This is a genomic window from Geodermatophilus sp. TF02-6, from assembly GCF_003319115.1.
Taxonomy (GTDB): Bacteria; Actinomycetota; Actinomycetes; order Mycobacteriales; family Geodermatophilaceae; genus Geodermatophilus.
This window is the reverse complement of the sequence record NZ_QOHF01000004.1, coordinates 213,661-226,715: the sequence shown is the minus strand read 5'-3', so window position 1 is coordinate 226,715 and position 13,055 is coordinate 213,661. Positions and strand designations below refer to the sequence as shown.

General features: G+C 75.7%; 14 protein-coding genes. 1 reads left to right on the top strand and 13 read right to left on the bottom strand.

Features of this window, described 5'->3' with window-relative positions; genetic code table 11:
• Positions 1-68 precede the first annotated feature (68 nt).
• The 13 genes from dprA to DQ238_RS05720 form a co-directional block, all read right to left on the bottom strand.
• Entirely contained in the window at positions 69-1,322 is a 1,254-nt protein-coding gene (dprA, locus tag DQ238_RS05780; RefSeq protein WP_113780324.1) for a DNA-processing protein DprA, read from the bottom strand.
• Positions 1,319-2,839 (bottom strand): YifB family Mg chelatase-like AAA ATPase, encoded by a 1,521-nt coding sequence (locus tag DQ238_RS05775; RefSeq protein ID WP_113780323.1) that lies wholly within the window; start codon positions 2,837-2,839, stop codon positions 1,319-1,321. The genes dprA and DQ238_RS05775 overlap by 4 nt, the downstream gene beginning before the upstream one ends.
• The gene (locus DQ238_RS05770; RefSeq protein WP_113780401.1) at positions 2,836-3,195 is read right to left on the bottom strand and encodes a YraN family protein; all 360 of its coding nucleotides are present in this window, start codon (positions 3,193-3,195) and stop codon (positions 2,836-2,838) included. The genes DQ238_RS05775 and DQ238_RS05770 overlap by 4 nt, the downstream gene beginning before the upstream one ends.
• Before the next feature lie 143 nt (positions 3,196-3,338).
• Positions 3,339-3,659 carry a DUF2469 domain-containing protein gene (locus DQ238_RS05765; RefSeq protein ID WP_113780322.1) on the bottom strand — a complete coding sequence of 107 codons (321 nt, stop codon included), beginning with the start codon at positions 3,657-3,659 and terminating at the stop codon, positions 3,339-3,341.
• The gene (locus DQ238_RS05760; RefSeq protein ID WP_113780321.1) at positions 3,656-4,432 is read right to left on the bottom strand and encodes a ribonuclease HII; all 777 of its coding nucleotides are present in this window, start codon (positions 4,430-4,432) and stop codon (positions 3,656-3,658) included. Before DQ238_RS05760 ends, DQ238_RS05765 begins: the two co-directional genes overlap by 4 nt.
• Before the next feature lie 270 nt (positions 4,433-4,702).
• Complete coding sequence (locus DQ238_RS05755; RefSeq protein WP_233495742.1) at positions 4,703-5,407, bottom strand: response regulator transcription factor; 705 nt, start codon at positions 5,405-5,407, stop codon at positions 4,703-4,705.
• Between the two features lie 277 nt (positions 5,408-5,684).
• Entirely contained in the window at positions 5,685-6,644 is a 960-nt protein-coding gene (gene lepB / locus DQ238_RS05750) for a signal peptidase I (RefSeq protein ID WP_113780319.1), read from the bottom strand.
• A 67-nt stretch (positions 6,645-6,711) separates the two neighbouring features.
• Positions 6,712-7,068 (bottom strand): 50S ribosomal protein L19, encoded by a 357-nt coding sequence (rplS, locus tag DQ238_RS05745; protein ID WP_113780318.1) that lies wholly within the window; start codon positions 7,066-7,068, stop codon positions 6,712-6,714.
• A gap of 239 nt (positions 7,069-7,307) precedes the next feature.
• Positions 7,308-8,045, bottom strand: a complete 738-nt coding sequence (trmD, locus tag DQ238_RS05740; RefSeq protein ID WP_113780317.1) for a tRNA (guanosine(37)-N1)-methyltransferase TrmD — start codon at positions 8,043-8,045, stop codon at positions 7,308-7,310.
• A gap of 74 nt (positions 8,046-8,119) precedes the next feature.
• Positions 8,120-8,638 carry a ribosome maturation factor RimM gene (gene rimM, locus DQ238_RS05735; protein WP_113780316.1) on the bottom strand — a complete coding sequence of 173 codons (519 nt, stop codon included), beginning with the start codon at positions 8,636-8,638 and terminating at the stop codon, positions 8,120-8,122.
• Positions 8,639-8,647: 9 nt separating this feature from the next.
• The gene (locus DQ238_RS05730; protein ID WP_113780315.1) at positions 8,648-8,884 is read right to left on the bottom strand and encodes an RNA-binding protein; all 237 of its coding nucleotides are present in this window, start codon (positions 8,882-8,884) and stop codon (positions 8,648-8,650) included.
• A 3-nt stretch (positions 8,885-8,887) separates the two neighbouring features.
• Entirely contained in the window at positions 8,888-9,343 is a 456-nt protein-coding gene (rpsP, locus tag DQ238_RS05725) for a 30S ribosomal protein S16 (RefSeq protein WP_113780314.1), read from the bottom strand.
• Positions 9,344-9,693: 350 nt separating this feature from the next.
• Positions 9,694-11,820: a molybdopterin-dependent oxidoreductase gene (locus DQ238_RS05720; RefSeq protein WP_233495741.1), complete on the bottom strand. Its 2,127-nt coding sequence runs from the start codon at positions 11,818-11,820 to the stop codon at positions 9,694-9,696.
• A 225-nt stretch (positions 11,821-12,045) separates the two neighbouring features.
• Between DQ238_RS05720 and DQ238_RS05715 the strand changes: the two genes are divergently transcribed.
• The gene (locus DQ238_RS05715) at positions 12,046-12,981 is read left to right on the top strand and encodes an AraC family transcriptional regulator (RefSeq protein WP_158550718.1); all 936 of its coding nucleotides are present in this window, start codon (positions 12,046-12,048) and stop codon (positions 12,979-12,981) included.
• The last annotated feature ends 74 nt before the right edge of the window (positions 12,982-13,055 follow it).

Genomic DNA, 13,055 nt, shown 5'->3' with positions numbered 1-13,055 from the left:
GGGGTCAAGCAGCCGCGCCGGCCCCTGAGCCGCGCCCCACCCCGCCCTCCCCTGCCGTCACTGGTGCGTCACCGGCCGTCCTCCGGCGGTGGGGCCAGCCGCCAGCCGCTGTCGGTGCGCTGCACGAGGTCGGCCAGCTCGAGGGCCGGCAGCACCCGCAGCACGTCGAGGACGTCGCAGCCGGCCACCGCGGCCAGCCGCTCGGGGCTCACCCCGACCCGCACCGGGCAGGCGTCGAGCACCCGGACCGCCAGGTCGGAGAGCCCGTCACGGAGGTCGGTGGGCCGCTCGGGAGGGTCGGCGAGGTCCTCTCCCAGCCGGCCGACCGCCTCGACGACGTGCGCCGCATCGGCGACGAGGACGGCGCCCAGCTCGGCGTCGCGCAGCAGCTCGTGGCAGCCCACGGACAGGGCGGAGGTGACCGGGCCGGGGACCACCATCACCTGCCGGCCCAGCCGCTGGGCCCGGCGGGCCGTCGCCAGGGCACCCGACCGGGCCGCCGCCTCCACGACCACGGTGCCGCGGGTCAGCCCGGCGATGAGCCGGTTGCGCACCAGGAACCGGTGCTTGTGCGGAGCGGCGGTCGGCGGCCACTCGCTCACCAGGAGACCCTCCTCGGCGATGCGGTGGAACAGCGCGCCGTGCGCGGCGGGGTAGGCGCGGTCGACGCCGCAGGCGAGCACCGCGAGGGTCGGCGCCCCGGCGGCGAGCGCGCCCCGGTGCGCCGCGGCGTCGATGCCGTACGCCCCGCCGGAGACCACCGTCCACCCCCGATCCCCCAGTTGGTGACCCAGCTCGCCGGCGACGTGCTCGCCGTAGGCCGTCGACGCCCGGGCACCGACCACGGCCACGGACCGGTCGGCCAGCTCGTCGAGGCGGGCAGCCCCGCGGACCCACAGCGCGATCGGCGGCACCGGTGCGAGGGTGCGCGGCGACTGCTGGCGCGGATCGTCGGACTCCGCGCTCGTCGCCACGGTCAGGCAGTGCAGCAGGGGGGCGGGCCACTCGTCGTCCTCGGGGACCACCAGGCGGGCACCGCAGCGCCGGGCCCGCTGCAGGTCGACCAGCGAGGCGTCCTGGCCGGCGCGCGCCCCCACCAGGGCCCGGACGGCGTCGGGCGCTCGACCGGCCCGCAGCCGGCGCACCGCCTCCACCGGGCCGGCGTCCTCGACGAAGCGCCAGAAGGCGACGCTGCCGGGCTCGGCCGCGCGGCTCAGCCAGGCCCGGGCCCGGCGCACCGCGGGAGCGACGTCACCGTCGGGGCCCACGGGTTCGACCAGCCCCTGCTCGATGTCCTCGTCCAGGCTCGGCAGCGCGGTCATGCCGCGGCCCGCTGCAGGCGCATGCCGAGGGCCTCGGCGACGTCGTCCGCCCCCGGGACCGCGCGGCCGGCGAGGTCGGCCAACGTCCACGCGACCCGCAGCACCCGGTCGTAGCCGCGGACGGACAGCGCCCCACGCTCCAGGGCCCGGTCGACCAGGCGCAGCGCCGGCCGCGGTGGGGACCACCGCTCGCGCAGCAACCGCCCCGGGACCTGGCTGTTGAGGACCAGCCCGGTGCCGTGCAGCCGCGCGGCCGCGGCGGCGCGGGCCGCGGCGACCCGTGCGGCGACCGCGGCCGTCGGCTCGGGCGTGACCCCGGCCTCCAGCCACGCCGCCCGGGTGACCGCCGGCAGGTCGACCCGCAGGTCGATGCGGTCGAGCAGCGGCCCCGACAGCCGGGACCGGTAGCGCCGCCGCTGCAGCGGGCTGCAGGTGCAGGCGGCGTCGCCGGCGGCGCTGGCGCAGGGGCACGGGTTGGCCGCCAGCACCAGCTGCGCCCGGCACGGGAAGGTCGCCGCGCCGCGGGCCCGGGAGATGGTGACCGAGCCGCGTTCGAGCGGCTGGCGCAGCGTGTCGAGCACCGCCCGCGGGAACTCCGGCGCCTCGTCGAGGAAGAGGACCCCGCGGTGGGCCCGGCAGAGCGCACCCGGCCGGATGAGGCCGGAGCCGCCGCCGACGAGCGCGGCCATCGTCGCCGAGTGGTGGGGCGCCTCGAAGGTCGGGCGGGTCACCAGCGGCGCTCCCGGTGGCAGCGTGCCGGCCACCGAGTGGATGGCGGTGACCTCCAGGGCCGCCTGCTCGTCGAGCGCGGGCAGCAGGCTCGGCAGGCGCTCGGCGAGCATCGTCTTGCCCGCCCCCGGTGGCCCGGTGAGGTACAGGTGGTGCCCTCCGGCGGCCGCCACCTCGACCGCGCGGCGGCCGATGGGCTGACCGACGACGTCGGCCAGGTCCGGCCCGGGAGCGGGCGGGGGCAGGGCGCCCCGGACGTGACGGGGCAGCGCCGCACGACCGGCCAGGTGGGCGACCAGGTCGCCGAGGGTCGCGGCGGCCAGCACCTCGACGCTGTCGACGAGGGCCGCCTCCTCCGCGTTGCCCGCGGGCACCACGACCGTCCCGTGCCCGGCCCGTGCCGCGGCCAGCACCGCGGGGAGGACCCCCCGGACGGAGCGCACGGAGCCGTCGAGGCCCAGCTCGCCGAGCAGCACCAGCCGGCCGACCGACTCCGCCGGCACCGCGCCGTCGGCGGCCAGGACCGCGGCCGCCAGCGCCAGGTCGAACCCGCTGCCCTGCTTGGGCATCGATGCCGGGGAGAGGCCGATCGTGATCCGGCGCAGCGGCCACCTCCCGCCGGCGTTGACCACCGCCGCCCGCACCCGGTCGACCGACTGGCGGACGACGGCGTCCGGCAGCCCGACGAGGACCACGCCCGGCACGCCGGCGGACAGGTCGACCTCGACGTCGACCACCGCGCCGTGCACCCCGGCCAGCCCGACCGACCAGGTCCGCGCCAGCGTCACGAGAACGCCGCCCGCAGGTGGGTGACCAGCGCGGGACGCTCCGGCCGCACCAGCACGCCGACGACGTCGAAGCGCAGCTCGGGCGCGTGCTCGGTGTGGGCGGCCAGCCAGCGCTGGGCCAGCGTCCTCAGCCGGCGCTGCTTGGCGTGCCCGACCGCCTCCACGGGATGACCGAAGCCCACCGCCCGGCGGGTCTTGACCTCGCAGAAGACGAGCGCGTCGCCCTCGCGGGCGACGATGTCGAGCTCACCGTCGCGGCAGCGCCAGTTCCGGTCGAGGACGCGCAGGCCCTGGTCGGTGAGGTAGGTGGCGGCGATGCGCTCGCCGTGGGCACCGAGGTCCGATCTCGTTCGCACCCGGCGACCGTCGTCCCGCAGCCGCACCTGCCACCAGGCCTGCGGCCGGTCTGTGGACGGCGGTGCGCCCTGTGGACGGTCGGGGTCCGTCCGCCACCGGAGGGGTGCACCCTCCCCGGCGTGGCGTGGAGATCAGGAGGGCATCAGGACAGGCGGGGGCCGCCGGGCAGCTCGAGGTCGGGCTTGTCGAGCTCCTCGACGTTGACGTCCTTGAAGGTCAGCACGCGCACGTTGCGCACGAAGCGCGCGGGCCGGTACATGTCCCACACCCACGCGTCGGAGAGCTTGAGTTCGAAGTAGACCTCGCCCCCGGCCTCGCGGACCTGCAGGTCGACGGAGTTGGCCAGGTAGAAGCGCCGCTCGGTCTCCACCACGTAGGTGAACTGCCGCACGATGTCCCGGTACTCGCGATAGAGCTGCAGCTCCATCTCGGTCTCGTACTTCTCCAGGTCCTCGGTGCTCATCGCGGCTCTCCGGACACAGGGCGCATGGGCCCATCATCGACCATGGCGGCCGAGCCGGTCAGCTGGAGTCCCCGTTCGGCGTGTGCGTCGCGGGCCCGGGCGACGTTGACGAACCGCATCCGGTGCTCGGGGCAGGGTCCGTGCCGGCGGAGGGCGGCCTCGTGCGCGTCGGTGGTGTAGCCCTTGTGGACGGCGAAGTCGTACTCGGGCCAGCACTCGTGCAGGTCGAGCATGATCCGGTCTCGGGTGACCTTGGCCAGCACCGACGCCGCCGCGACGCAGGCCGCCACCCGGTCCCCCTTCCAGACCGCCAGGGTCGGGCGGGCCAGCCCCGGGACCGGGAAGCCGTCGGTGAGCACGTAGTCCGGGCCGGGGTCGAGGCTCCACACGGCCCGGCGCAACGCCTCGATGTTGGTGACGTGCATGCCGCGGACGTCGAGGTCGGCGACCGGCGTCACCACGACCGACCAGGACACCGCCCGCGCCACGACCTCTTCGTAGACCCGGTCCCGGGTCGCCGCGGTCAGCAGCTTGGAGTCGGCCAGCCCGGGCACCCGGCCACGCCGCCCGAGGGGCAGCACGCACGCGGCCGCCACCAGGGGCCCGGCGCAGGCGCCGCGGCCGGCCTCGTCCGCGCCGGCGACCGCGGCGAAACCCCGGCGGCGCAGCGAGCGCTCCATGTCCCACAGCGCGTCGGGGCGCTCGTCGGCAGGCGGTACCCGTCGGGCGCGGGCGCCTCGCCCGACGGGAGCGGGAGCGGAACGGAGGGCCATCGCGGTTCGACAGTACGACGCCGGCAGTGACCGGACGGCGCACGCACCGGCGGCCGCGGGCCGACCCGGCGGGCGTCCGCGGACAGCTGCCCGGGAAGACGCCAGGGGCCGGTCCCCGGGGTCAGGGAGGACCGGCCCGTGGACGGTCGGCCGCCGCAGGCGGCCGGGAGGAGCCACCCGGACGGGCTGCCGAGGAGGCGGACGGCCCGACCGGCCCTCTGCAGGGCCCCGCCGCGAGCGTGCGAGCGGCGGGGAGCAGGGGGTCCTCTCTCAGGCCTCGGCGGGGGCGAGGCTGTGCGCGCCGCAGGTGCAGGCGGGGCTGCGGGAGGAGAGCACCAGCGAGACCGCGTGCGCCCGGTCGCGGGCGCCGAGCTTGCGCAGGATGGCCTTGACGTGGGACTTGACCGTGTCCTCGCTGATGAACAGGTTCCGGCCGATCTGCCGGTTCGACTGCCCCTGGAGCAGCTCGTCGAGGACGTCGGACTCGCGCGGGGTCAGCGGCACCTCGGGGGTGAACGGCTTGGCGGCGGGCGCGGCCGACGGCTCGACCCGGCGGATCTGCGGGTCGACCACCGTGCGGCCGGCGCGGGCGGCCAGGACGGCCCAGCCGAGCAGGGTCGGCGACGTGTTGATCATCAGGTACCCGCGGACGCCGGCGGCCAGGGCCTCGTTCACCACGGCCGGGTCCTCGGAGGTGCCCAGGGCCACGATCGTCACCCGCGGGTACCGGCGGCGCAGGTCGCGGCAGGCGTTGAGGGTCGCGGCCCGCCCCGGGCCCAGCTCCACGACCACCGCGTCGGGGCGGGCGGTCTCGACCAGGGTCAGGGCCCGGCGCAACTCGCCCGGCGTCCCCACCGACTGCATGCCGGCGGTCTCGTTGACCATGCTCACCAGACCCCGGCGCAGGACGGGCGCGTCGGCGAGGATGAGCACGCGGGTGACGCCGCGGGCGGCGCTCGCCATGGGTGCGGACACAATCGACTCCGTTTCACAGGATCGGGAACTCTCCCCGCTTCCATCGGACGGCCCGGATCGGTGCTTGAACGTTTTGCGGACGATTTCTCAGCCGATTCCGTGGCGGTCGGGTCTGCACTCCTGTCGTCACAGGAACAACGCGGGAATTGACCGCACGCATTCGTGTCGACATGGCGATGCCATTTTCGATAACGGGCCCCGGAACGACTCGACCCGCACGTCCCGGGGTCCGGGGCGTGCGGGTCGGGTCCGGTGCTGCGGGTCCGGGTCCGGCAGGTCAGGGGGCGTCGGCGGGACCCGTCCTGCGCTGCCGTCGTCGTCGCACCGCGGTCGGCGGGAGGGCACCGACGAGGCCGAGCGCGTACGGGGCCGCCACCGCCGACGCGCCGGAGCCCGGCGCCGGCCCACCCGGCAGGCCGGAGGCCTCGACGCCCTGGATGTCGGGTGCGTGCAGGACGCCAATCCGGTCCAGCGGCCACACGATCAGCGCGGCCTTGCCGATGACGTCGTCCACGGCGATCGTCCCGGAGTACTTGTCGCCCATGTGGGCCTTCGAGTCCGCCGACGCCGAGCGGTGGTCGCCCATCACCCACAGCCGACCCTCGGGGACGGTGACGGGGCCGAAGGCCCGGCTCTCCAGCGGCGTGTTCTCGTAGATGTAGGGCTCGTCGAGCGGCCGGTCGTCGACGGTGACCCGCCCCTCGGCGTCACAGCACTGCACCGTCTGGCCGCCGGTGGCGATGACCCGCTTGACGAAGTCGTCCTCGCTCGGGGGGGCCACCCCGATGGCGCGCCCCAGCCACAACAGCGCGCCGGTGACCCGGTTGGACGGCTCGGCGACGTCGACCTCCGGGGACCAGGTGTCCGGCCCCTTGAAGACCACGATGTCGCCGGGCTCGGGCTCGCCGAACCAGTAGGGCACCTTGTTGACCAGGACGCGGTCGCCGGTGCAACCGGGGCAGCCGTGCAGCGTGCGCTCCATCGACCCGGAGGGGATGAAGAAGGCCTGCACGAGGAAGGTCTTCACCACCAGCGCCAGCACGAACGCGACGAGGAGCAGCACGGGCAGCTCGCGCAGCAGCGAGCCCTTGTGGTCGCGCCGCCTCCGCCGCTCGCGGCGGGACGGGGCGCGGGCCGGGCCCGTACCGGCCTCGCCCTGCGCGGAGGCTCCGGCTGGGCGGGGGTCCTCCCCCTCCGGGACGACGTCGGCGGGCCTCCCGGGCCGGTCGCTGCTCATCGGGAGCCAGCGTACGGCCGTGGGAGACCCGCCGTGGTCAGGCCGGGCGACCCGGCCGGGGAGCGTGTCAGCGGGAGACGGGCTCGCGCTTCTCCTTGATCTTGGCGGCCTTGCCGCGCAGCTCGCGGAGGTAGTACAGCTTGGCGCGGCGGACGTCACCGCGGGTGACGATCTCGATCCTCTCCACCACCGGGGTGTGCACCGGGAAGGTGCGCTCGACACCGACGCCGAAGCTGATCTTGCGGACGGTGAAGGTCTCCCGGACGCCCCCGCCCTGCCGGCGGATGACCACGCCCTGGAAGACCTGGATGCGCGAGCGGTTGCCCTCGACGACGCGCACGTGCACCTTGACGGTGTCACCCGGGCGGAACTCGGGGATGTCGTCGCGCAGCGAGTCGGCGTCGAGTGCGTCCAGGGTGTTCATCGCGGCAGTCCTGTCCTAGCGGTTGCGTCGTTCACGGTGCGGACAACGAGCGGCCCCGGCTGTCCGATCCGGGGAGCTGCACTCCGCGGAGGAGCTCCCGTCGATCCGGCCGACGGTCCGCAGCAGCTCTCTACTGTGCCACATCCTCGGGCGACGGAGCGCGGCGGGCGCCGAGCGGGCGCACCCGCCCGGCCGGGTCCGGGACGGCCACGGGGGCGGTCGGCCGGACGATCGCCCGCTCAGCCGTCGCCGAGGACGGCGCGGTCGGCGTCCGACAGCGCCTCGGGTGGCAGCGCGGCCAGCAGGTCCGGACGACGGGCCGCCGTCCGCCGCAGCGACTCCGCCCGCCGCCACCGGGCGATCGCGGCGTGGTCGCCGGACAGCAGCACCGGCGGGACCTCGTGCCCGCGCCAGGACGCCGGTCGGGTGTAGGACGGCCCCTCGAGCAGGCCGTCGGCGTGCGAGTCGAACTCGACCGACTCCCGGTTGCCGACCACGCCGGGGATCAGCCGGGTGACCGCCTCGACCATGACCAGCACCGCGGACTCGCCCCCGGCGAGCACGTAGTCGCCGATGGAGACCTCCGACACCGGACCGGCGTCGGCCGCCCGGTCGGCGACCCGCTGGTCGATCCCCTCGTAGCGGCCGCAGGCGAAGACCAGGCCGGGCTCGCGGGCCCACTCGGCGGCCACCGCCTGGGTGAACGGGCGTCCGGCGGGGGTGGGCACGACCAGCCGGGTGCCCGGTGCGCGGACGGCGTCCAGCGCGCGGCCCCACGGCTCCGGGCGCATGACCATCCCCGGCCCGCCGCCGTACGGGGCGTCGTCGACGGTGCGGTGCACGTCGTCGGTCCACCGCCGCAGGTCGTGCACGCCGATGCCGACCAGGCCGCGCTGGGCGGCCCTGCCCAACAGTGACTGGCGCAGCGGGGCGAGGTACTCGGGGAAGATGGTGATGACGTCGATGCGCCAGGTCACAGGTCCTCCTCGCTGGCGCTCGTCGGCCCCGTGACCTGGCGGTGCTGCGTCCGTGTGTGACCTCGCAAGCTCGGTCACAGGTCCAGCAGGCCCTCGGGCGGGTCGACGACGAGGCAGCCGCCGGCGAGGTCGACCGTCGGCACGATCGCCGTGACGAAGGGGACGAGCAGCTCCCCGCCCTCGCCGCGGCGGACGACGAGCAGGTCGGCGCCCTCGTGGCGCACGGCGACCACCTCGCCGAGGACGGAGCCGTCGAGCGAGCGGGCGGTCAGGCCGACCAGCTGGTGGTCGTAGAAGACGTCGGGGTCGTCGAGCACGGGCAGCTCGACGACCGGCACGTGCAGCTCGGTGTCGCGGAGGGTCTCGGCTGCCTCGCGGCTGTCGACGCCCTCGATCTGCAGCAGCAGGACCTCGCGGTGCCAGCGGCGGCCGGCGACGGTGAGCGGTCCGCGCTCGGCGGGTTCGGTGCGCAGGACCGCGCCGGGGGCGAACCGGAGGTCGGGCTCGTCGGTGCGGACCTCGACGGTGACCTCACCACGGACACCGTGGGGCCGGCCGATGCGGCCGACCACCACGGTGTCGGAGGAGTCCACGAGGAAGCGTCAGCGCCCGTCGGTGTCGACGACGTCGACCCGCAGGCCACGGCCACCGACGCCGGTCATCACGGTGCGCAGCGCTTTGGCGGTGCGGCCGCCGCGGCCGATGACCTTGCCCAGGTCGTCAGGGTGCACCCGGACCTCGAGGGTCTTGCCGCGGCGGCTGGTGAGCAGGTCGACCGTGACCTCCTCGGGGTGGTCGACGATGCCCTTGACCAGGTGCTCGAGCGCCTCTTCGAGCACGGCTCACCCGGCGGGCGTCTCGGCGGCGTCCGCCGCGGGAGCGGCCGTGCCGTCGGTGGAGCCGTCGGCCTGGGGAGCGGCCCTCTTGCGCGGGGTGGTCGCGCCGGCGGCCGGCTCCTCGCCGGCGGTGCGGACGGCCTCCTCGTACAGGGCCTTCTTGTCCGGCCGGGGCGCGGCGACCTTCATGGGCGGCGGCGCCGGCTCGCCCTTGAACTTCTGCCAGTCGCCGGTGACCCGGAAGATGGCGGCGACGGGCTCGGTCGGCTGCGCGCCGACGCCCAGCCAGTACTGCGCGCGCTCGGAGTCGACCTCGATGAAGGACGGGTCCTCCTTGGGGTGGTACTTGCCGATCGTCTCGATGACGCGCCCGTCGCGCTTGGTGCGGGCGTCGGCGACGACGATGCGGTAGTACGGGGCGCGCATCTTGCCCAGGCGCATGAGCTTGATCTTGGTGGCCACGGTGGCTGGTGTTCTCCTCGAACGCAGGTCGTGTGCCCGCCCGGAGCGACGCGTGGGGGTACGCCGGGGGCGGAGCGGTGCGGACACGGCCGGCGACGGTGAGAGGGCCGCCTGCCGACGTGTTCGACCGACCATTGTGCCAGACGGGCCGGTCCCGCCGTCCCGGCCTGCGGAGGGCCCGTCCGCAGGCTCGCGGTCGGCCCCGCTGCAGGGGCCCGCCGCGAGCCTGCGAGCGGTGGGGGGCAGAGGGGTCCTCTTCCGAGGGGTGGGGAGCAGGGGGTCCTCCTGCCGAGCTCGCGAGGGATGAGGAGGACGCGGTCCTTCTCCGGTGGAGGCAGGGGCGTCCTCTTTCAGGCGGGCCGCACCTCCACGAGGTTGTCCGAGAAGGTCGGCGCCCGTCCCAGGTCGGCGAAGACCGACGGGCTGACCGCGTTCACCGTGGCGCCGCCGGTGTGCTTGCGCCAGGCGCCCATCGGGCAGACGACCACGCCCGGCGCGACGTCGTCGGTGACCTGCAAGCGCGCGGTGAACCGGCCGCGGTCGTTGACCACGCACACCGGGGCGCCGTCGACCAGCCCCCGGGCCGCGGCGTCCCCGGGGGTCATGAGGAGCACCGGGTCGCCCTGCACCCGCCGCTGACCGGGCCGGTCGGCGAAGCTGGAGTTGAGGTAGGCGTGCGACTTGGGGGACAGCAGGGTGAGCGGGTAGCGGCCGTCCGGGCGCTCCCGGGGCGGGACGTAGTGCGGCAGCGGGTCGACGGGGTCGCCGGGCTGGTGCTCGTTCGAGCCCTGCCGGAACAGCGGCAGCACGAAGTTCCCGCCGGCGGCCGCCGAGGAGACGAACTCGACCTTGCCGGACGGCGTCGGGAAGCCGCCCTCGGCGTGCGGCGCGTACTCGTCGGGCCCGGGCAGCCGCAGCCGCGCCCAGCCGTCGCGCGCCAGGGTCTGCGGCGTGATCCCCTCCAGGACCGGTGCGGACCAGTCGAGCGCCTGCTCGATCATCTCCTCGTCCGTGCGCCGGAAGACCGGTTCGTCGAAACCCATGCGCGCGGCCAGCCGCCGGAACAGCTCGGTGTTGGGGACCGCCTGCCCCAGCGGAGCGATCGCCGGGGTGTTCATCGTCAGGTAGAGGTGGCCCCACGAGAACATCAGGTCGCGCTGCTCGAGCTGGGTGGTCGCCGGCAGGACGATGTCGGCGAAGTCGGCGGTGTCGGTGAGGAAGTGCTCGCTGACGACGGTGAACAGGTCCTCGCGCGACAGCCCGGCCACCATCTCGTCCTGCTCCGGGCAGACCACCAGCGGGTTGCTGTTGTAGACCACGAGCGCCCGGATGGGCGGGTCGAGCCGGAGCTCCCCGGTGAGAGCGCGGCCGAGCAGCCACTGGTTGACCACGCGCGTGCCGGGGCGGATGAACTCGGCGCCGAGGAAGGCCGGCCAGTTGACCGGGAAGGCCCACAGCGGCAGCTGGAGCAGCCCGCCGCCGGGCTTGCGCCAGGCGCCGGTGAGCGCCGGCAGGCAGGAGATCGCCCGCACGGTCTGCCCGCCGCCGGCGTGCCGCTCGATGGCCACCCCGATGCGGATGACCGACGGGTCGGCCGCGGCGTACTCCCGGGCGAGGGTCCGGATGTCCTCGGCCGGGATGCCGGTCTCGCCGCTGGCCCACTCGGGGGTGTACTGCCGCACCCGCTCGGCGAGTTCGTCGAACCCGACGGTGTACCGGGCGACGTAGTCCTCGTCGGTCAGCCCCTCGCCGATGACCACGTGCATCAGCGCCAGCGCCAGCGCGCCGTCGGTGCCCGGCCGGATGGGGATGTACCAGTCCGCGTGTTTGGCCGTCCGGTGCCGGACGGGGTCGATGACGACGACCTTCGCGCCGCGCCGCTGCGCCTCGGCCACGAACGGCCACAGGTGCAGGTTCGTGGACAGCGTGTTGTTGGCCCAGATGACGATGTAGCGGGCGTGCACGAAGGACTCGGGGTCGACGCCGGCGGTCGGCCCCACGGTCATCGCGTAGGCGGTGCAGGAGCCGGAGTCGCAGTAGGTCCGCTCGCTGATGGTGGCGCCCAGCCGGTTGAAGAACGCGTCGCCGACGTTGAGGCCGTTGAGGATGCCCTGGGTGCCCAGGTAGCTCACCGGCATGATCGCTTCGGGGCCGGAGGTGGCGGCGATCTCGGTGAACCGGGCGGCGATCTCGTCGAGGGCGGCGTCCCAGGAGATGCGCTCGAACCGCCCGCTGCCCTTGGGGCCGGTGCGGCGCAGCGGGTGCAGCACCCGGTCGGGGCTGTGCACCGTGCGGTCGTAGTCGTTCATCTTCACGCACAGTCCGCCGCGGGTGTACGGGTGCGACCGGTCGCCGCGCACGCCGGTGACGCGGCCGTCCTCGACGGTCACCTCCATGGCGCAGGTGTCGGGGCAGTCCAACGGGCAGGCTCCGTGCACGGTCGTCGTCCCGGGCACGGGCAGGTCGGTCACCGACACGGTTCGCCTCCTGGGGTCTGCTGTCGTCCCGCCGCGGTGCGCCGATCCTGGCGCCGGTCGGCGGCGACGTCCGCGACCCCGCGTGCCGGCTGCTCGACTCCCCGTGCCAGGGGTGCGGCGGCTTGCGTCGCCCCGGGACGCCCTTCCCGTCCCTCCGGGTGCATGGCAGGCTCGGCGGCAGCCCGGCCCCGCCGGGCGGCGCGACCCACCGCCAGCGAGGCCCGCATGCCGATCCCCACCACGACGGGTGCCACCGGGGTGCGCCCGTGGCGGGAGCTGCTCGGCGAGCACTTCGTCGACCTCGACGTCGACCCCGCCGCCGACGGGCCGGTGACCGGGGAGGTCGCCAGCCGCGCCGTGGGGTCGCTGCAGCTGTCCAGGGTCCGGTCGGTCGATCAGCGGGCGCTGCGGACGGCGGGCCTGGCGCGCTCCGACGAGCGGCGGTACCTGCAGGTCGGGCTGCTGGAGGCCGGATCGGCCCGCGTCGGGCAGGACGGGCGGGAGTGCTGGCTGCGACCGGGTGACTACGCGCTCTACGAGACCGACCGGCCCTTCGCCTGGGAGCTGCGGGCCGGCGGGGGCGCGCCGGCCTGGTCGCTGCTGGTGCTCACCTGGTCGCGGCCCGGGTCGGCGCTGCCGGCCGACCGGCTCACGGCGCGGCGCATGGACGGCCGGCGCGGGCTGACCGGGGTGCTCGCCCGCATGCTGGGCGACCTGGTGCGCAGCGACGTCGCGGGTGACGACCCCGGGGACCGGGTGGCCGGGGAGTTGCTGGGGCTGGTCACCGCCGCGGCGGACGACGTGATGCCACCGGAGCCGGCGCGGGCCGACCGGGCCCTGCTGGCCGCCGTCCGGGCGTACGTCGAGGAGCACCTGGCCGACCCCGCGCTGGACCCGCGTGCGATCGCCGCGGCGCACTTCGTCTCGGTGCGCCAGCTGCACCGGCTCTTCGCCGGCGAGGAGGAGACCGTCGCCCGGTACGTCCGCCGCCGCCGGCTGGAGCGGGCCCGCGAGGAGCTGGCCCGGCGCGGCGCGCGCGACGCGCCGCTGGCCGTCGTCGCCCGGCGCTGCGGTTTCCCCGACGCCACGGTCTTCGGCCGCGCCTTCCGCGCGGCCTACGGCACGACGCCGTCGCGCTACCGCGACCTGGCCGGGAGCTGACGCCCGACCGGCGGACGCCCGTCCCGAGGCTCCGGCCCCGTCCCGGGCCCCGCCACGAGCCTGCGAGTGGTGGG